Raw genomic sequence first — 19,655 nt, forward strand, 5'->3', positions numbered from 1 at the left:
TCTAGCTCCTTCTCGATTAGATTAAAGATCGGCGACCTTTCGGATATAGTTTCGTGCTTTGACGGCATATTCAAACGGATTGGCTTTGGCAGGATCTTGTTCCGCTTCAACTACAATCCAACCTTTATAGCCACTCTCTTCGATTGCTGACCAAATTGGTTTGAAATCAATCATACCATCCCCAGGGACTGTAAAGACGCCTTTTTTCACGGCCTTTAAGAAGCTATCTTCTTCTGTTCTGACTTCCTCTGCCATTTGTTGGCGAATATCTTTGAAGTGAATGTGTTTAATCCGGTCTTGATAGCGCTGATAGATTGCGATTGGATCTTCTCCTGAGAAGACAAGATGGCCAGTGTCAAACAATAATTTAACTTTTGTCGGATCCGTCATTTTCATTAATCGATCGATTTCTTCAGTCGTTTGGACTCCTGTCCCCATATGGTGATGGTAAACAATCTCCATACCTTTTTCATGTGCCAAGTCTCCTAGTTTTTCTAATCCTTCAGCTAGTTTTTCCCACTCTTCATCAGAAAAAATTGGTTTCTCATTAAAAACAGGAGCCGTCATAATTCCTTGTATGCTGTGTCCTTGTTCAGCCACAACAATAACCTTAGCATCCATTGCATGTAAGAAATCTCGATGTTTTTTGAAGTCTTCCGCGGTTTCTTCGAAAGGTTTTGTTGTTAAAAATGTACTAAACCAGGCACTCGCTACTTTTAGTCCACGAATATCTAAATATTGTTTTAAAACCTGTGGATCTTTTGGATACTTATTGCCAATCTCCGTACCTGTGAATCCAGCTAGCGCCATCTCACTAACGCATTGTTCAAACGTATTTTCGCTTCCTAGCTCTGGCATATCATCATTTGTCCATGCAATCGGCGCAATAGCTAGTTGAATTTGTTTCGCCATTATGTCACTCTCCTACTTCATTTATAGTTGTACCAAACGATTCGTATCAAATGATTCTTGACAAGCTAATGCAATTTTTGTTGATTGTAGCCCATCTTCTGCATTAACTGCTGGTTGACGTTTTTCTTGAATACAGGAAATAAATTCTTGTGCTTCTCGAATGAATGCTTCTCTAAATCTTTCTGGAAAGTTTTGAGAGCAAGGTCGCACAACCCCTTGATTATTCATAACAGTCACTAAATTTTTTTCAGGTACTTGCGCTACTCGTAATATCCCTTTGGTGCCCATGATTTCTGTTTCGACATGGTAACCATGTGCAGCATTTCTTCCAGCAACTAGTAAAGCCATTGTTTTATCTTTAAGACTCATCATAGCTGCTCCGGTTTCCAATTCACCGACTTGATCTAATTCTGGATATGCAGCATTTTTACCAATTGCCCAAACTTGTTCTACCTCTTGACCAGTAAACCAACGAACCAAATCAATATCGTGAATCGCCATATCTAGAAATAAACCGCCACTATCATTGTTCATTGCAAACTTAACGAAGCTTTCCAGTCCATCACTCGGATCAATTCCATAACAACGGATTAACGTGACTTCCCCAATTTCCCCATCTTCTACCATTTTTTTCGCATACTGATAAGATTCATCGTAACGGCGCATGAAACCTAACATAAATACTTGCTCGGGATATTTTTCAATAACCTCTTGTGTTTTTTTTATGTCCTCAATTTCAATTCCCAATGGTTTTTCAGTAAATACGTGTTTCCCATTTTCCATAGCTAAACGGACTTGTTCACAGTGGAATCCTGAAGGTGAAACAATAAAAACGGCATCAATTACAGCGCTTTGAACCATTTCTTCATAACTAGAAAACGTATACTTAACACCTAACTCCTTCTGTGCAAATGCTAATTCTGATTCAACTAAACTACAGGCGGCCGTAAGCTCACAGCCACTAACAGCAGAAGATAAATTTTTTGCGTGTACCTTGCCTAATCTACCTAGTCCTACGATTCCTACTCTAATATTTTCCACAAAACCCCTCCTTTTTTTAAGAATTATTTGGTATATAACGCTGGTTGTTCATCTATTTCAATCATTACTTTTTCCCCTGACTCACGAGATTCATGACAAGCCATCATTGTGATTGCTGCCACGTAGCCATCCCAAGCAGTTGGACCAACAAGTTTATCGTTTTTAATTGAATCAACCCATAACTTAAATTCGTAATCATACGCATCTAGAAAACGCGTTTGCCAGTCGGGCGAAATTGGTGTGTAATTTTTCTCCGCAGCTTTAATTTTGGTATAGGCTGGATCCGTCATTCCGACTTCTGCCGTTTCAAAAACTACGTCACACTTAATGTCGTAGCCAAAACGACAATTAACAAAAATTTCTAAATCAATTGTTACACCTGATTTCGTCTGGAAAATCAGTAATTGAGGATCATGTAAATCTGCATGTGTATGACTGGTTTTCTTTGGTAAAATCATTTGCACTGAGGCATAATCTTCGGCTAATAGCCAACGAAGAACATCAATTTCATGGATTGCAGTATTACTGATTGCCATTGGCGTCTTATAATTTTCATCAGCGCTTGGATTTCTATGCGCACAATGGAGCATCAGAGCTTCACCATACTGTTTTGATTCAATTGCTTCTTTCAACTCAATGTAGCCACGATCGTATCGACGCATGAAGCCCACCTGTACCAATTTTTTACCATAAGCGACTTCTGCATCTACAATTCGGCGACATCCTGCGGCATCCATTGCTAATGGTTTTTCGCAGAATACGTATTTTCCATGCTTGATTGCTTCCAAGACATATTTTTCGTGTGTTGGGTCCCAGGAAGTAACAACAACAACTTCCACTTCTTCAGAAGCAATTAATTCTTCGCCTGTTTTGAAAAATTGAGCCCCAATCTCCTCAGCAATTTTGCTTGCCGCTTCAACATTAATATCTGATACTGCTGTTACAAAAGCGCCTTGTGTCTTGTGATTAATTCTGTTAATATGTTCGATTCCAATCGCCCCTGTACCAATTACGCCTACTTTTACTTTCAATTATTTGTCCTCCGATTTCTTTATTTTATGCGTATTATGTATACGCTTACAATTTAATTTAGTCAATCATTATTTTCAGAAAGTCCTGTCTTACATTTGTACTAACAAAAGATACTTTCACCGCTTTAATCATAGAATCTTCGAAGCTCCTTTGACAGAGCTTCGAAGTAAAACTAGTTTATTTCGCTAGGAGCGTATCGAGCGGTCACAACTTTTCGATGTGTATAAAATTCTACACTGTCTTTTCCATTGGCGTGTAAGTCACCATAGAAAGAGTGTTTCCAGCCGGAAAAAGCAAACCAAGCCATTGGTGCTGGTACACCTAAGTTGATGCCTAACATTCCTGCATCAACATTCTCTCTAAAGTAACGGATAGCTGAAGCATTACTCGTATAGAGACATGAACCGTTAGCAAATTCTGATTGATTGGTCAGTGTAACTGCTACTTCTAGATTTTTCACTCGAACAATTGAGGCAACGGGTGCAAAAATTTCATCTTGCCAAATCTTCATGTCCATCGTGACACGATCAAAGATCGTAGGTCCCACGAAGTAGCCTTTTTCAGGAATATTTTCACGGCCATCTAACAATAAGTCCGCTCCTTCATCGATACCTTTTTGAATGTAATCAAATGTTCGTTGCTGCGCCTCTTTTCGAATCACGGGGCCTAAAAAGACTCCTTCTTCCAGACCATTTCCAATTTTTATCGTCTGTGCTGCAGCCTTAAATTTTTCAACGAATTGATCTGCAATAGTTTCTTCTACAACGATCACCGAAGCAGCCATACAGCGTTCACCGGCTGATCCAAAAGAGCCACCGATAATGTCTTTTACTGCACGATCAAGGTTGGCATCTTTTAAAACGATAACATGATTTTTTGCGCCAGTTAGTGCTTGGACTCGTTTCAGATTTTTTGTTCCTTCTTTATAGACATATTCACCAACATTTTTTGAGCCCACAAAGCTAATTCCTTTTACTAATGGATCACGCAATAAAGTATTAACAACATCGTGTGCCCCATAGACAACATTAAAGACGCCACTTGGAAATCCTGCTTCTTCTATTAATTCAACAATTTTTTCCATCAATAATGGCGTTTTTTCGGAAGGCTTCAGCACCACCGTATTCCCTGCTGCTAACGCCATTGGGAAAATCCAAAACGGTACCATCATCGGAAAATTGAAAGGAGTAATTCCCCCAACAACACCGATGGGATAACGGTAATTGGTAATTTCAATATCTGTAGCCGCTGTGGATAGAGAATCACCCATTATTAAATTCGTAATGCTCGCTGCGTGCTCGACATTTTCAATCCCTCGCTGAACCTCACCTAATGATTCTGACAAAGATTTTCCATTTTCAAGCGTAATTAATCGTGCTAGCTCTTCTTTATTCGTCATCAATAAATGATGCAATTTGAAAAGATAGCGGCCACGAACTGGAACACTTACTTTTTTCCATGTTTGAAAAGCCTCATCCGCTACTCTGATTGCTTCTGCAGTTTCTGCTTCACTAGATAATGGAACATTTACTAATGCTTCTTCTGTTGCCGGATTGACCACTTCTTCAAATTCAGTGGCTGTACTTGTTACCCAGCGGCCACCTATATAATTCTTTAAAAATCGAGTCATTTATTTTCCTCCTAAAAAAGTCTACTTATTTTTTTGTTTCTAATTGTTAGTCAATTCGTTCCGATTTAAAATCCACTCGTGTTTTTTCTCGTTATGAAACTTCCAAATTCGTTCAGGTCCTGCCATCACATTTAAATAATAAGAGGTGTAACCATCTGGCACGCCGACAGGATGATATCCCTTAGGTACCTCCACAACATTTTGATGCTCTACAGTCATCGTTTCATCTATAGAACCATCCTCTGTATATACTCGTTGAAAAACAAAGCCTTGCTCTGGATTCAGCTCATGATAATACGTCTCTTCTAAATAAGATTCGTCAGGTAAATTTTCTTGGTCATGTTTGTGTGGTGGATAGCTAGAAAAGTTACCACCTTCAGTGTAGACTTCAACCACCAACAAACTACTGGCAGTATCGACATTGTCTGGTAAAATGTTATGCACTAGTCGTTTATTCTGATATATCCCTCGTTTTTCAACCGTATTTTCCTCAGCGGTAATCACATGCACTGGCAACTTTTTTTTAGCTGGCGAATAACAAAGGGCCAAACGAACAGTATCAGAAGTTGCTATTAGTTCAAACGACGTTTTTGCTGGAATATAGATACTATCTGTCGGAATTTTTTCAAAAACAGAGGTTCGTTTACCTAAATTCTCGTACCATTTATCGCGCACCTTAACATTGATTTTGCCAGTTAATACGACGATACAAACTTCCAGTTCATTACCAGCTTCTTGATACATTGCTCCATTATCTAATTCAAGAACTTGAAACTCAATATACTGTAAATCAGTGTTGTTTTTTCGAATATTTTGAACTTGTCGAACACCGGGAGCTAGTTCTTTTATCAACGGTTGATGTTTCAATGTTTTTTTCAATTCATTCGCTCCTAACTTTTTGGTTGTATGACGAATACCTAATATTTTCTAGCAGTTGCAAGTTTTTCTTTTTTAACTTGGTATGCTTCTTGAATCGCTGGTTTTTCTGATACTTCAGCAACACCGACATTCCACCAACTACCATCGTAACCAGCAGTCATCGTTTTAGGAAGAACATTTATTTCAATCAATGTCGATTGCGTTTGGTTTTTCGCGTCGACAATCGCCTGTTTTAGTTCTTCAATCGAATGGACTTGATACGCTTTGGCACCATATCCTTCAGCGATTTTAGCATAATTGATATTCATAATTTCGCCTTTTGTATTTCTAAATTCCGTCCCTTGACTTACGCCGCCATTCTCCATTTGCAGATTATTAATGCATCCGAACCCAGAATTATTGAACAGAACAATATTGATTTTTTTGTCATATTGTAATGCAGAGACCAGTTCGCTATGCAACATCAAAAAACTACCGTCACCGACTAATGCGTAAACCTCTTGATCAGGATTAGCAAGACGTACCCCCATTGCACCAGCAATTTCATAGCCCATACAAGAATAGCCATACTCTAAATGATAAGTATTTTCCTTTACAGGATTCCACAATCGTTGCATATCTCCTGGTAATGACCCTGCCGAACCAATCACAATCGCATCATCTTCGACAAAATCATTCAGATGAACGAAAACCTCTGTTTGTGTCAGAGTTGTATTCAAAGAATCAGCATAATCATTTAAAATATCCTGTGTAAAGTGGTTTTTGATTTCCGGATCAAAATCTTTCCGTTTAAAATGAGTTGTTTTTAATCGCTCCCGCTCTTTCACCCATTCGTTCTTCAGTTCAGTGATTTTTTCACCATAAGCCGTCCGATATCCTTCAATCATTGGCAGAATTCCTTCTAAGGTTGCTCGAGCATCTCCCACAATTTGAAACGCTTCCATTTTGTAAGTCTGTGGTCGACTTACGTTAATATTTATCATTTTTGATTGTTCAAAATTAAAAATACTTTTTGATGCAGTGGTAAAATCCGTATAACGCGTGCCAATTCCAATAATCAAATCCGCTTGCTGAACAGCTTTATTAGCAGCCGAGGTACCTAAAATTCCCAAGCCTCCAAGATTATTTTCAAATTCCCATGAAACAGTTGATTTACCAGCATGTGTTTCAACCAAAGGTATCTGATGAACTTGAGAAATTTTCTGAAGGCTCTCACCTGCTTCTGAATACTTGCAGCCGCCCCCCACAATAATTACTGGGTGTTTACTATCCTTTATCAAGTGACTAGCTGTTTCAAGCTCACGAATTGTCGGCATCCGTCGATCGATATAATGAACTCTTTTTCTAAAAAACTCTACTGGATAATCATAGGCTTCTGACTCAACATCTTGTGGCAAACAAATGGTGGCAGGTCCTGTAGTTGCAGGATTGGTCATAACTTCAAATGCTCGTAGCAATGCTGACATCAGTTGTTCTGGCCGATTAATACGATCCCAATAGCGAGAAACCGCTTGGAAAGCATCGTTGGTAGAAAAAGTTACACTTGATTCATGTTCCAACTGCTGTAATACGGGATCTGGTTGCCGAGTAGCAAACGTATCTGCTGGCAGAAACAATACAGGTATATTATTAGCGAAGGCGGTTCCAGCAGCAGTCAATAAATTAGCTGAACCTGGACCAGCAGACGCTGAAACTGCGAATATTTTCTTACGTAAACTTTGTCTAGCAAAAGCGATAGCAGCATGAGCCATCCCTTGTTCGTTTTTTCCACTGTAACTTTTTAAATGTCCCGGATCTTGTTCCAACGCTTGACCAATCCCTAAAACATTCCCATGACCATATACATGAAAGATTCCTTCCACATAAGGTGTTTCTTTTCCATCAATGCTGATATATTGTTGATTCAAAAATTTTAATAATGCTTGTGCTGTCGTTAAACGAATCGTCTTTTCCATTTTATCCACCTTAAATCCTGGCGATCATTTCGCCGTATATTTCCTTCTCCAGTTTAATGAACTCTTTTACTTCTTGCGTCGTTGGTAAAGAATCTGAGCAATTGTTACTTTTGACCATCATCGAAGCTTCCGCTGAGCCAAACTCCAAGCAATCGATAATTTCCCAACCTTCAAATAAACCATATAAAAATCCAGCTGCATAGCCATCACCGCCACCAAATCCCTTGCGTGCCTCCACTGGAAATGGTTTAATTGAAAACTGTTGTTGATCTGCTGTATAAGCTGTTGAGCCTTTCATTCCGTGTTTAATAACGACTATTTGAGCGCCACAATTATGCCAAAAAACAGCGCTTTCATTATCTGTCATATTTGGTTGAATCAATCTTTCGGTTAAATCAAATTCTTCTCTCGAGCCCATAATAATATCTGATTCTTTCGCAACTATTGAATAATAAATAGCGATTTCATCCACATTTTTCCAATTGTATTCTCGATAGTCGATATCAAAAATAATTTTGACGTTGTTTTTTTTCGCTAACATCACAGCTTTTAACACGGCTTCTCTTGAAGGGCTTTCCGCCAAAGCAGTCCCTGAAATTAATAAGGCTTTTGAACGTTTCAAATAATCTTCATCGATATCTTCGACACTTAGTTGTAAATCCGCAGCTTGGTTCCGATACATTAAAATACTACTTTCTTTAGGCGATAGCATTTCTGTAAAAGTCAGACCCAACTTTTCGCCATGCTGCGCTTTACTTATCTGAGAAGTATCAATGCCTTGCTCATTAAAATAATCAATAACATATTCTCCGAACTGGTCATCGGATACTTTCCCAATGAAACCAGCTTTCATCCCATGTTTGGTGATACCCACGGAAATATTTGCAGGAGAACCTCCCACAAACTTTTCAAACATATGAACATTTTTTAAAGGCTTAAATTCTTCTTTAACTTGCTCATTATAGGCAGGGTTAAAATCGATAGCCACTCTACCTAAAAGAACTAGATCAAATTCTTTTGATTGATCAAAGCTAATATAACTCATAGATCCACCTCTTCTTCGTTCTTCTATTATTTACAAACGAATTATAGCACGCTTTCAAAATGCGTGCAACATTAAATTAGCACATAATTTTTGCGTGCATTTTAAAAGAACGCAAAAAAAGAAGCATGAATTGCTTTACAGCAAGATTCACACTTCTTTTAAAGATTATATTTTGTTTTAATAATGATATCTGTAAATAACATCTCTTCTGTCATAAATTTATTATTCTGTAGTTGATTCGCTAATAATAGCAAAGAACGATAACCCTGCGTAAAACCATCTTGATCAATTAGAAAGTCAACTTGATTTTTTTTCAGCATCTCGATATTTTTCTCAGTTAAATCATAGATAATCACATACGGTCTGTCTTTACCTGCCCTTTTTTTCAACACACGAGCAATTCCTGCTTGACCTCCTGAAAACACAACGACGCCTTTTAAATTAGTATAGTTCTCTAATGTGTCACTTAAAATCTTTTCGACTTCATCGCTCGAATCAAAACTGCTTTGAACACCTGTTAATTTCAATTGTGGAAATGACTGTTTCAATTCTTCAACAAAACCAGCAACTCGTAAACTATTCACACTATTTCCAAAATATCCAGTAATAGCTAGGACATCTCCCTCTCCTTTTGTCAACATTCCTAATAATCCAGCAGCTGTCTTCCCGCTTTTAAAGTTATCCATTCCGACAAAGCATTGACGTTTACTACCAACAATGTCCGAATTGAATGTGATGACCTTAATGCCTTGTTCCGTAAGCTGATTGATTTTTTCCCTAATCGCCACGCTATCAACTGGCATGATGGCAATTCCTTTTACACCAAGTCCTAACAAGCGTTCAAGTGCCTGTAACTGCGCCGCTTCATCGACCCCGTCTATTTCCTCTAAAAAGCAATCGATATTTCTTTTTTTTAGATCACCTATAACTGCTTGTAAACCTGATCGAATTGGAATCATAAAAGAAGATTTTGCCAATTGTGTCACAACACCTAATTTGATTGGTTCTTCTTTGGCCATCTTTTTTTTCTTCGGAACATAGTTCATTTCTTTCGCTATTGTTTTAATTTTTTCAGCAACCTCAGGATTGATTCGGCCGCGATTATTTAATGCTCGATCCACAGTTCCCCTAGATACTCCTGCTTTTTCAGCAATTTCTTTTATTGTTCCAGCCATTTGTTCTCTCCTTATTTACTTGATTTGCAAAATTATTTTGATTATTTATAAGCTTTCGTATGTATATTCTATCACAATATAAAAAAGCACGCAATTTTGCGTGTTTTATTTTAAAATGTAGTTTACTTTAATTTATATTTTCAAAAAAAGCACCTCAGCTCAGACTGAGGTACTTTTTTGATAAGTTATTTTTTCTGATCATCTTCATCCATTTTCAGAACCGCCATAAAGGCTTCTTGAGGAACTTCCACGGATCCAATTTGTTTCATCCGTTTCTTCCCTTCTTTTTGTTTCTCTAACAATTTACGTTTACGAGAAACATCGCCACCATAGCATTTAGCCAGTACGTTTTTGCGTAAGGCTTTAATATCTGAACGAGCCACAATTTTTTGACCAATCGCCGCTTGAACTGGGACTTCAAACTGTTGACGTGGAATTAGTTTTTTCAGTTTCTCAACAATCGCTTTACCACGCTCAAATGCGAAATCTCGGTGAACAATAAAGCTTAAAGCATCCACTTTTTCAGCATTTAATAGAATATCCATTTTTACTAGACGGCTGGTACGATAGCCAGCCATTTCGTAATCTAAGGATGCATAGCCTTTTGTACTTGATTTCAATTTATCGAAAAAGTCAAACACGATTTCAGATAACGGAATTTCATAAACTACGTTTACACGATAATCGTCTAAGTAATCCATTGTAATGAATTCGCCACGTTTACGTTGTGATAATTCCATTACTGCTCCTACATAATCGTTTGGCACCATGATTTGCGCTTTAACATAAGGTTCTTCCACAGATTCAATCGTTACTGGTTCTGGAAATTCAGCTGGGTTGTCAACAACAACGGTTGTTCCGTCAGTTTTATTAACGTGATAGATTACGGACGGTGCTGTTGTAATTAACTCTAAATTAAATTCTCGTTCCAAACGTTCCTGAACAACATCCATGTGCAGCAAACCTAAGAAACCACAACGGAAACCAAACCCTAAAGCTTGCGATGTTTCCGGTTCAAATTGTAACGCCGCATCATTTAATTGTAATTTTTCTAATGCTTCCCGTAAATCATTGTAGCGCGACGTATCAATTGGATATAAGCCACAATAAACCATTGGATTCATTTTGCGATAGCCTGGTAGTGCTTCTGCTGCTGGATTGTCGGCCAAAGTCACTGTATCCCCGACCCGTGTATCTTGAACCGTTTTAATGCTAGCGGTGATATAGCCCACATCACCAACCATTAAATAATCACGAGCGATTGGTTTCGGTGAAAAAACGCCGACTTCTGTTACATCAAACGTTTTACCGTTACTCATCATTTGGATTTTATCCCCAGGACGAACGACACCGTCAATTACACGGATGTTTAAAACGACCCCCCGATAACTATCGTAAATAGAGTCAAAAATCAAAGCCTTTAAAGGAGCCTCAATATCGCCTGATGGAGCTGGTACATACTCCACCACTTGTTCTAAAATATCTTCAATCCCAATCCCTGCTTTTGCACTTGCTAAAACAGCTTCCGATGCATCAATTCCAATTACGTCTTCAATCTCTGTCCGAACACGCTCTGGATCAGCGGCGGGTAAATCAATTTTATTAATAACAGGTAAAATTTCTAAGTCATTATCCAATGCCAAATAGACATTTGCTAGCGTTTGCGCTTCAATTCCTTGCGCCGCATCAACAACTAGAACAGCCCCTTCACAAGCTGCCAAGCTACGAGAAACTTCGTAGGTGAAATCGACGTGCCCTGGTGTGTCAATCAAATGGAAAGTATAGGTTTCACCATCTTTGGCTGTATAGTTTAATTCAATTGCGTTTAATTTGATGGTAATGCCGCGTTCTCTCTCTAAATCCATTGAATCAAGTAATTGATCTTGCATTTCTCGACTGCTAACTGTATTTGTTTTTTCCAAAATCCGGTCGGCTAAAGTTGACTTCCCATGGTCAATGTGGGCAATGATCGAGAAATTACGAATTTTCTCTTGTCTTGCTTTCATTTCTTTATTGTTCATTTTTTGCCTCATTTCTTTTAAGAAAAGCTAGCTCCCTGCTAGCTTCATTAATCAATTGTTATATTTTAGTTGCCTTTTTTATCAAATTATCATATTTAAAGGTCTAGGATAATCAGCACTTTTCATTATACCAATTTTTGAAGAAGATTTAAAGCACTTCCCTTTTATTCTTTTGGTTTCGAAAGGCTAACAGAGTTTCGAAAAATTTGGTATACTAAAAACAGTAAATTTATTGGAGATGGAAAAATGGATGAACAAGAATTTCGAAAGCAACTGACCTTAAAGCCTGTTGAGGAAGAACACATTGATCAATTTAATGAACTTCTTTCCTATGTTTTTCAAGTGACTGAAGCAGATATTGAAGAAAGTGGTTTTGAAAATAAACGCGCATTTATCAAATCAAAACAACCGATTTTAGAACTTTCAAAAGTATTTGGCTGGTTTCACGAAAATCAATTAATTTCACAAATTGCTATCTATCCATGCGAAGTCAATATCCATGGCGCTTTATATAAAATGGGCGGCGTTACTGGTGTCGGTACCTATCCTGAATATGCCAACCACGGTTTAATGAAAGACTTAATTCAAACGGCATTAGAAGAAATGCGCCAAGATAAACAGTGGATTTCTTATCTTTTCCCTTACAACATTCCTTATTACCGACGTAAAGGTTGGGAAATCATGTCCGACAAGTTATCTTTTAAAATTCGGGATACGCAATTACCAAAAACCGTTCCTGTTCCAGGAATGATTGAACGGTTAGCTGTCGATCACCCAGATGTCTTTGATGTCTATGCGCGATTCGCTCGTCAAAATCACGGCGCGCTCATTCGTAGTGCCTTCAACTGGGAAGAATATTGGCGTTTCGAAAACGAGGAAGAACGGACTGCTGCTGTCTATTATGGTGCCAATCAAGAACCTTTAGGAGTACTTTTCTATTGGGTGGCCGATGAGGTATTTCATATTAAGGAAATGTTTTACTTGAACCAAGAAGCCCGAAATGGCTTGTGGAATTTTATTACTGCGCATTTTTCGATGGTTTATTGGGTCAAGGGCGATATCTATAAAAACGAACCACTAGCCTTTCTTTTAGAAGACAGCCAAATTAAAGAAAGCATTGAACCCTATTATATGGCTCGAATTGTTGATGTCAAAGCCTTTTTAGAAAATTTTCCTTTTGAAAGTACGGCTAAGCCCTTCCATTTTGTCGTTAAAGATCCTGTTGCTGAGTGGAATAATGGTATTTTTGGCTTAATTTGGGATGAAAATGATCAAGTGACCATTACGGATGAACCTCTAGGCACCGCCGTTCACTTAGATATTCAAACACTAACTTGTTTAGTCATGAATTACCGACGCCCTTCGTACTTACATCGAATTGAGCGCATTGATACAGATAAAGAAACTTTAAATTCTTTGGAACGGATTTTTCCTGACCAAGAAGCTTATTTCAGTGATTATTTCTAAACCCTTGGATTGGAGACAGACAAATGACAAAAATTTATTTTGCAGGACCTTTATTTTCGCAAGCTGACTTACGTTATAATGCCTATTTAGTCGAACAAATTCGACAATTGGATAAAACAATCGATCTTTATTTACCACAAGAAAATGCGGCGATTAACGACAAATCGGCTTATGCCGATAGTAAAATGATTGCCTTAGCAGATACAGAAAACGTCCTTGCTAGCGACTTATTGGTTGCTTTATTAGACGGTCCAACCATTGATGCGGGCGTAGCTTCCGAAATTGGTGTTGCTTATGCCAAAGGAATCCCAGTGGTTGCCCTTTACACAGACAGCCGCCAACAAGGTGCTGATAATCACCAAAAGCTTGATGCTTTGAACGAAGTCGCTGAAAATCAATTCCATTATTTAAACCTTTACACAGTTGGTTTGATTAAATTGAATGGTCGGGTTGTTTCTTCAGAAGAGGATTTGTTGGAAGAAATTAAGCAACGATTGTCATAATAAAAAAGAACGAGCGAATTCACTCGTTCTTTTTTTATACTTCTTCTATTGGTTCATTTTCAAAAACTAATTGATTGTCTAATAGACTAATCGTGACTTTTGTTTTTGGCATTACTCGACCAGAAACAATTTCTTTTGCTAATGGTGTTTCGACTTCGCGAGTAATGAAACGTTTTAACGGACGAGCTCCATAAGCTGGCTCATACCCATTTTCAGCAATCCATGTTTTAGCTTCATCAGTGATTTCCAACACAATTTCTTGTTGCTCTAAACGATGAGCAAGTTGTGCGGTCATTTTACCAATGATTCCTTTCACATTATCCAAGCTCAATGGTGTAAATAAAATGGTATCATCAATTCTGTTTAAGAACTCTGGTTTAAAGTGTCCTTTTAGAATATTCATGACTTGATTTTCAACTTCTTCTGGAATTGTTCCTTCAGGTGTCACACCTTCCAATAAAAGCTGAGAGCCGATGTTGCTTGTCATAATTAAAACCGTATTTTTAAAATCAACGACCCGACCTTTAGAATCTGTCAAACGACCATCATCTAAAACTTGTAATAAGATATTAAAGACATCTGGGTGCGCTTTTTCAATTTCGTCTAATAAGACAATTGTATAAGGGTTTCGACGAACAGCTTCTGTTAACTGGCCACCTTCTTCATAACCAATATAGCCTGGAGGGGCACCAACCAAACGAGACACGGCATGTTTTTCCATGTATTCACTCATGTCAATCCGCACCATATGATCTTCAGAATCAAACAAATCTTCAGCTAAAGCTTTAGCAAGTTCTGTTTTACCAACACCAGTTGGTCCTAGGAAAAGGAACGAACCAAGTGGGCGATTTGGATCTTGTAAGCCTGCTCTTGAACGAATCACCGCATCACTAACAGCATCGACGGCTTCATCTTGACCAATCACACGTTTGTGTAATGTTTCATTCAGTTTCATTAATTTTTCTCGTTCGCCTTCAACTAATTTTGTCACAGGAATGCCGGTTAAACGACCGACCACTTGCGCAATTTCGTTTTCAGTAACCGATTCTTGTACCATTTTAACGTTATCTTTGGCGTTTTTTTCTTCCAATTCTTTCAATTCATGTTCTAATTGCGGAATTGTTCCATGACGCAAAACAGCAGCTCGTTCTAAATCATAATTATTTTCAGCATCTTCTAATTCGTGTTTTGCTTTATCAATCTCTGCACGTTTATTGGAAACCGCATTAACTTCTTCTTTTTCCGTTTCCCATTGCATTTTCATTGAGTTGGCTTCTTCACGCAAATCTGCTAATTCTTCTTGCAAGTTGGCTAACCGTTTTTTACTTGCATCATCCGATTCTTTTTTCAAGGCCGCTTCTTCAATTTCTAGTTGCATTAACCGACGTGTTACTTGATCGAGCTCTGTTGGCATTGAATTCATTTCCACTCGAATCGTTGCGCTTGCTTCATCGACTAAGTCAATCGCTTTATCTGGTAAGAAACGATCAGTAATATAGCGATCGGATAAAGTAGCGGCAGCAACTAAAGCATTGTCATGAATATTCACGCCGTGGTGAATTTCAAATCGTTCTTTTAAGCCACGCAAAATAGAAATTGTATCTTCTACTGTTGGTTCTTTGACTAATACTTTTTGGAAACGACGTTCTAAGGCTTTATCTTTTTCCATATATTGGCGATATTCATCAAGCGTTGTGGCACCGATTAAATGCAATTCACCACGTGCTAGCATCGGTTTTAATAAATTCCCGGCGTCCATACTGCCTTCTGTTTTACCAGCTCCGACGATATTATGAATTTCATCAATGAATAAAATGATTTTGCCATCACTTTTTTTCACTTCTTTTAAAACAGCTTTTAACCGTTCTTCAAATTCGCCACGGAATTTTGCTCCCGCAATTAAGGCACCCATATCTAAAGAAAAAATGGTTTTATCTTTTAAGTTTTCGGGAACATCTTTACGAACGATTCGTTGTGCTAATCCTTCAACAATCGCTGTTTTACCAACACCTGGTTCACCAATTAAGACTGGATTATTTTTAGTTTTTCTTGATAAAATCCGAATAACGTCACGAATTTCTTCGTCACGACCAATGATTGGATCTTGTTTTCCTGCTTTTACTTGTTGTACTAAGTCAACACCGTATTTTTCTAGTGCTTTATATTGTTCTTCCTGGTTTTGAGAAGTCACACGATCTCCTCCTCTCATCTCTTCAATATTTTTTCTTAACTCTTTTTCCGTAATGCCTTGTTGCATTAAATATTTTGTTAAACGATAATTTTTCAATTTCATTAAAGCTAAAAGTACAATTTCGGTTGATAAAAATTCATCTTGGAATTCTTCTCGAAGTGAATCAGCTTCTTGCAATAAATGGAACAAATTTTGACTTAAATTTTGACCATATTGTACATTACCGCCTGCCACACTTGGATATTCATCTAACGCGTTATCTACTTCTCGTTCAAATGCGTCAACATCTAAACCAGCATCTGTGTAAAAATTACGTCCAAAATGGTTTGGTTGAAGAAAAATTTTCCATAAATGTGCGATATCAATTTCTTGATGTTGCCGTGTCACCGCAACTTTTTGAGCTTCAGCAATCGCCTCTTGAAGCGTGGTTGTCATTTTTTCAATATTCATAAACGATCCCTCCCGTTTATTGTTTTGCCTTTTTTATTTTAACATTCTTTACAATTATTATTATCCGACTTTTGATGGATTTCTTCAAAAGTTAAGGTATCTGTAAACCTTATAAATTTATTATACTCCATTGGTCAGTAAAGGTCAATAAATAAATTGACCTTTTTTGACCTTTTTGATAAAAAAAACCTAAAACAGTTAAATATCACTGTTTTAGGGCTTTTTTCGCAATAACACCTGGTTTGACCAACTCTTTATTGCTTTGATTTATTAAAAATAAAGTTTTAACGTAAGATACTTTTTATCGGCATAGCTAACCAAAATAGCCAAACTGGTTATCGCTAAAAATAATTCGTACTCATAACCACTAAAACCACTTGCCAAACCAAAAGAAAAAATAGCTCCGACTAAAACTGCTATGAATCCTACTGATACCAAAGGAATTAAAAAGCCAATAATCATAAATAATCCACCAATTAATTCAATTGCTGCTACACCATAAACAAAAAGACTTGGCAAACCAATACTAGCAAAAAACGCTAAAGTATCTTCCAATGACGTTACTTTCATCACTCCATGAATTAGCATCGTCACCCCTAGCCAAATTCTAATCACTTGAATGCCTCGCTGTTGTTTATCCATACTTCTCCTCCTTTGTTTGCATTAAATAGTTAATGTAACCATTTAAGTTACATTATAAAGGATAAATCGAAAAAAGTATAGAAAAAAACAAACGTATTTAACAATACGTTTGTTTTTTAATCCTTCAGTTTATAACATTATAAGAGAAAAGCGAGAAGAATCATCCTTCTTCTCGCTTTCTTGTTATCCTAAACCAACACGTTCAAAAATCGTGTCAACATTTTTTAAATGATAATGGTAATCAAAGGCATCATCTAGCTCTTCTTTTGATAAGACAGATGTAATTTTTTCATCCGCATCTAGCAACGGACGGAACGCCGTTTGATGATCCCATGCGTAAGCTGTTTTTGGTTGGACCAGATCATACGCTTCTTCACGTGTCATGCCATGGTCAATCAATTTTAACAAGACACGTTGGCTATAAATTAGTCCATAGGTCGCATCCATGTTACGCTTCATATTTTCTGGGAAGACCGTTAAGTTTTTGACAATATTACCAAAACGATTCAACATGTAATTTAGCAAAATCGTCGTATCGGGAATAATAATCCGTTCAGCAGACGAGTGAGAAATATCTCGTTCATGCCATAAACTCACATTTTCAAAGGCAGTAATGACATGACCACGAATCACACGTGCCAAACCAGTCATATTTTCAGAACCAATTGGATTCCGTTTATGCGGCATTGCCGAAGATCCTTTTTGTCCTTTTGCAAAAAATTCTTCTACTTCACGTGTTTCTGATTTTTGTAGACCACGAATTTCTGTTGCAAATTTTTCAATACTTGTCGCAATTAATGCCATGGCAGAAACATATTCTGCATGTAAATCACGTGGTAAAACTTGTGTCGAAATCTCTTGAGCACGGATCCCCAAATGTTCGCAAACATATTCTTCAACAAATGGTGAAATATTGGCAAAGGTACCTACGGCTCCACTGATTTTACCTGCTTCGACACCTTTGGCTGCATGTTCAAAACGTTCAATGTTGCGTTTCATTTCAGAATACCACAACGCTAATTTCAAACCAAATGTAGTCGGTTCTGCATGAACACCATGCGTTCTTCCCATCATGACCGTATGTTTATACTCTTTGGCTTTGGCTCCGACAATCTCCGTAAATGTTTGTAAATCTTTCCGTAAAATATCATTCGCCTGTTTCAATAGATAACCATAGGCAGTATCCACAACATCTGTGCTGGTTAACCCATAGTGCACCCATTTTCGCTCTTCACCAAGCGTTTCTGAAACGGCACGGGTAAAAGCGACAACATCATGACGTGTTTCTGCTTCAATTTCTAAAATACGTGCAACATCAAATGATGCATTTTCTCGGATTTTTTGTACATCTTCTTTAGGAATTTCGCCAAGTTCTGCCCAAGCTTCATCCGCCAAAATTTCAACTTCTAGCCATGCCTTGTAGCGGTTCTCATCTGTCCAAATTGCGCCCATTTCGGGTCTTGTATAACGATCAATCATTGTACCTTATCCCCTCTTTACTCCTCAATTTTTGAAAAATAATTACGACCAAATCTTTGTTTCTTTAATTTCTTCCAGTGTTTCATCGATTTCTTTGGTTAATATAGTAATATGCCCCATCGCTCGTTGCGCTTTTGCTTCACTATGGCCATAATAGTGGAAATGCCAATCTGGATGTTCATTAATAATGTCCATCGTTTCATAGGCTTCATTCCCAAGCACATTGACCGTAACCGCTTCTGACAACAGTTGAATCGTTGGTATTGGCCAATTACATAAACCACGAATATGCGTATCATATTGGCTAAAAGAACAAGCATCTATTGAAAAATTCCCAGCATCTTCTGGACGAGGTAAAATTTTATTTACATAAATCCCGCCTGTTTCTGTATAAAACATTTCAATTGAAAGGGTGCCGACTAAACCAACTGCTTTAGCAATCACCTTAGCAATTCGTTGCAACTCGCCACTGACTTCGTCATCAATTCGGGCTGGCGCAATCGTTTCATGTAGCTTACGCTCTTTTTTAATTGTTTCCACAACTGGAAATGTCGCAAATTCGCCACGACCATTACCAGAAATCAGAACAGATAATTCTTTTTCGTAAGGAATCCAAGCTTCCAAGACACAGGTTCCTTCTCTCAGAAGATTCATGGATGGCGCTAAGTCTGAAGTACTATGTAGTACATAACGACCTTCCCCTCGCGTATTCTTCAAGATACACGGATAACCAATGCCATCAATTGCTTCTTGAATATCAGTCGGACTAACAATCGTTGCATAAGGTGCAATCACAATATTATTATCTTCCAAGAAACTTTTTTCCATTAAGCGATCTTGCGTAATCGCTAAAATGTCTGTTCCTTGTGGTATATTCGCTAAATGTTGAATCGCTGTTAACGCATCAACATCTGCATGTTCAAATTCATACGTAATCACTTGGGCACGTTTTGCCAATTTCTCTAACGCTTCAGGATCATTATATGCTCCTAATAATTGCCAATCGGCAACTTGTGCAGCAGGACAATCAATTTGTGGATCTAGCACACCCACTCGAAACCCCATTTCTCTTGCACTAAGGGCCATCATTTTTGCTAAATGTCCGCCACCAATGATACCAATCACTTGACCAGGTAATAGTGGTTTATCCAAGTTCATCACAACTTTCCATCACAGTTTTATCCTTAAAATCCTTCTGCGGTTTCTCGTCGCAGTCTAGCCTTTAAGAGTGCT

General features: G+C 37.9%; 15 protein-coding genes. 2 read left to right on the forward strand and 13 right to left on the reverse strand.

Annotation, left to right across the window (positions count from 1 at the left end):
• Positions 1-21: 21 nt before the first annotated feature.
• From iolE to lepA, 9 genes are all read right to left on the reverse strand, one after another.
• The gene (gene iolE / locus IGL36_RS09215; protein WP_002398048.1) at positions 22-912 is read right to left on the reverse strand and encodes a myo-inosose-2 dehydratase; all 891 of its coding nucleotides are present in this window, start codon (positions 910-912) and stop codon (positions 22-24) included.
• 21 nt (positions 913-933) lie between these two features.
• Positions 934-1,953: an inositol 2-dehydrogenase gene (iolG, locus tag IGL36_RS09220; protein ID WP_002398047.1), complete on the reverse strand. Its 1,020-nt coding sequence runs from the start codon at positions 1,951-1,953 to the stop codon at positions 934-936.
• A 23-nt stretch (positions 1,954-1,976) separates the two neighbouring features.
• A complete protein-coding gene (locus tag IGL36_RS09225; protein WP_002364407.1) occupies positions 1,977-2,984 on the reverse strand; it encodes a Gfo/Idh/MocA family protein in 1,008 nt (335 codons plus the stop codon).
• Positions 2,985-3,157: 173 nt separating this feature from the next.
• Positions 3,158-4,615, reverse strand: coding sequence for a CoA-acylating methylmalonate-semialdehyde dehydrogenase (locus tag IGL36_RS09230; protein ID WP_002398046.1), 1,458 nt, complete (start codon positions 4,613-4,615; stop codon positions 3,158-3,160).
• Between the two features lie 39 nt (positions 4,616-4,654).
• On the reverse strand, positions 4,655-5,494 hold the full coding sequence (iolB, locus tag IGL36_RS09235) for a 5-deoxy-glucuronate isomerase (RefSeq protein WP_002398045.1): 840 nt from the start codon (positions 5,492-5,494) through the stop codon (positions 4,655-4,657).
• A gap of 38 nt (positions 5,495-5,532) precedes the next feature.
• Positions 5,533-7,449 carry a 3D-(3,5/4)-trihydroxycyclohexane-1,2-dione acylhydrolase (decyclizing) gene (iolD, locus tag IGL36_RS09240; protein ID WP_002398044.1) on the reverse strand — a complete coding sequence of 639 codons (1,917 nt, stop codon included), beginning with the start codon at positions 7,447-7,449 and terminating at the stop codon, positions 5,533-5,535.
• 10 nt (positions 7,450-7,459) lie between these two features.
• The gene (gene iolC, locus IGL36_RS09245; RefSeq protein ID WP_002362153.1) at positions 7,460-8,494 is read right to left on the reverse strand and encodes a 5-dehydro-2-deoxygluconokinase; all 1,035 of its coding nucleotides are present in this window, start codon (positions 8,492-8,494) and stop codon (positions 7,460-7,462) included.
• Positions 8,495-8,652: 158 nt separating this feature from the next.
• The gene (locus IGL36_RS09250; RefSeq protein ID WP_002388286.1) at positions 8,653-9,669 is read right to left on the reverse strand and encodes a LacI family DNA-binding transcriptional regulator; all 1,017 of its coding nucleotides are present in this window, start codon (positions 9,667-9,669) and stop codon (positions 8,653-8,655) included.
• Positions 9,670-9,854: 185 nt separating this feature from the next.
• Entirely contained in the window at positions 9,855-11,690 is a 1,836-nt protein-coding gene (lepA, locus tag IGL36_RS09255; protein ID WP_002362155.1) for a translation elongation factor 4, read from the reverse strand.
• A gap of 246 nt (positions 11,691-11,936) precedes the next feature.
• Here lepA and IGL36_RS09260 point away from each other — a divergent pair, with 246 nt between their 5' ends.
• Together IGL36_RS09260 and IGL36_RS09265 are read left to right on the forward strand one after the other, a co-directional pair.
• Complete coding sequence (locus tag IGL36_RS09260; protein WP_002356813.1) at positions 11,937-13,157, forward strand: GNAT family N-acetyltransferase; 1,221 nt, start codon at positions 11,937-11,939, stop codon at positions 13,155-13,157.
• 23 nt (positions 13,158-13,180) lie between these two features.
• Positions 13,181-13,660: a nucleoside 2-deoxyribosyltransferase gene (locus tag IGL36_RS09265; RefSeq protein WP_002362157.1), complete on the forward strand. Its 480-nt coding sequence runs from the start codon at positions 13,181-13,183 to the stop codon at positions 13,658-13,660.
• A gap of 34 nt (positions 13,661-13,694) precedes the next feature.
• Here IGL36_RS09265 and clpB read toward each other — a convergent pair whose 3' ends face one another.
• The 4 genes from clpB to purK all read right to left on the reverse strand — a co-directional run bounded on the left by clpB (position 13,695) and on the right by purK (position 19,580).
• Positions 13,695-16,301, reverse strand: coding sequence for an ATP-dependent chaperone ClpB (gene clpB, locus IGL36_RS09270; protein WP_002362158.1), 2,607 nt, complete (start codon positions 16,299-16,301; stop codon positions 13,695-13,697).
• Between the two features lie 270 nt (positions 16,302-16,571).
• Positions 16,572-16,943, reverse strand: coding sequence for a DoxX family protein (locus IGL36_RS09275; RefSeq protein ID WP_002359784.1), 372 nt, complete (start codon positions 16,941-16,943; stop codon positions 16,572-16,574).
• Between the two features lie 183 nt (positions 16,944-17,126).
• On the reverse strand, positions 17,127-18,422 hold the full coding sequence (gene purB, locus IGL36_RS09280) for an adenylosuccinate lyase (RefSeq protein WP_002356808.1): 1,296 nt from the start codon (positions 18,420-18,422) through the stop codon (positions 17,127-17,129).
• Positions 18,423-18,464: 42 nt separating this feature from the next.
• Complete coding sequence (gene purK, locus IGL36_RS09285; RefSeq protein ID WP_078122604.1) at positions 18,465-19,580, reverse strand: 5-(carboxyamino)imidazole ribonucleotide synthase; 1,116 nt, start codon at positions 19,578-19,580, stop codon at positions 18,465-18,467.
• Positions 19,581-19,655: the final 75 nt, after the last annotated feature.

It is taken from the genome of Enterococcus sp. AZ011 (genome assembly GCF_050548355.1).
In the GTDB taxonomy this organism is placed as follows: Bacteria; Bacillota; Bacilli; order Lactobacillales; family Enterococcaceae; genus Enterococcus; species Enterococcus faecalis.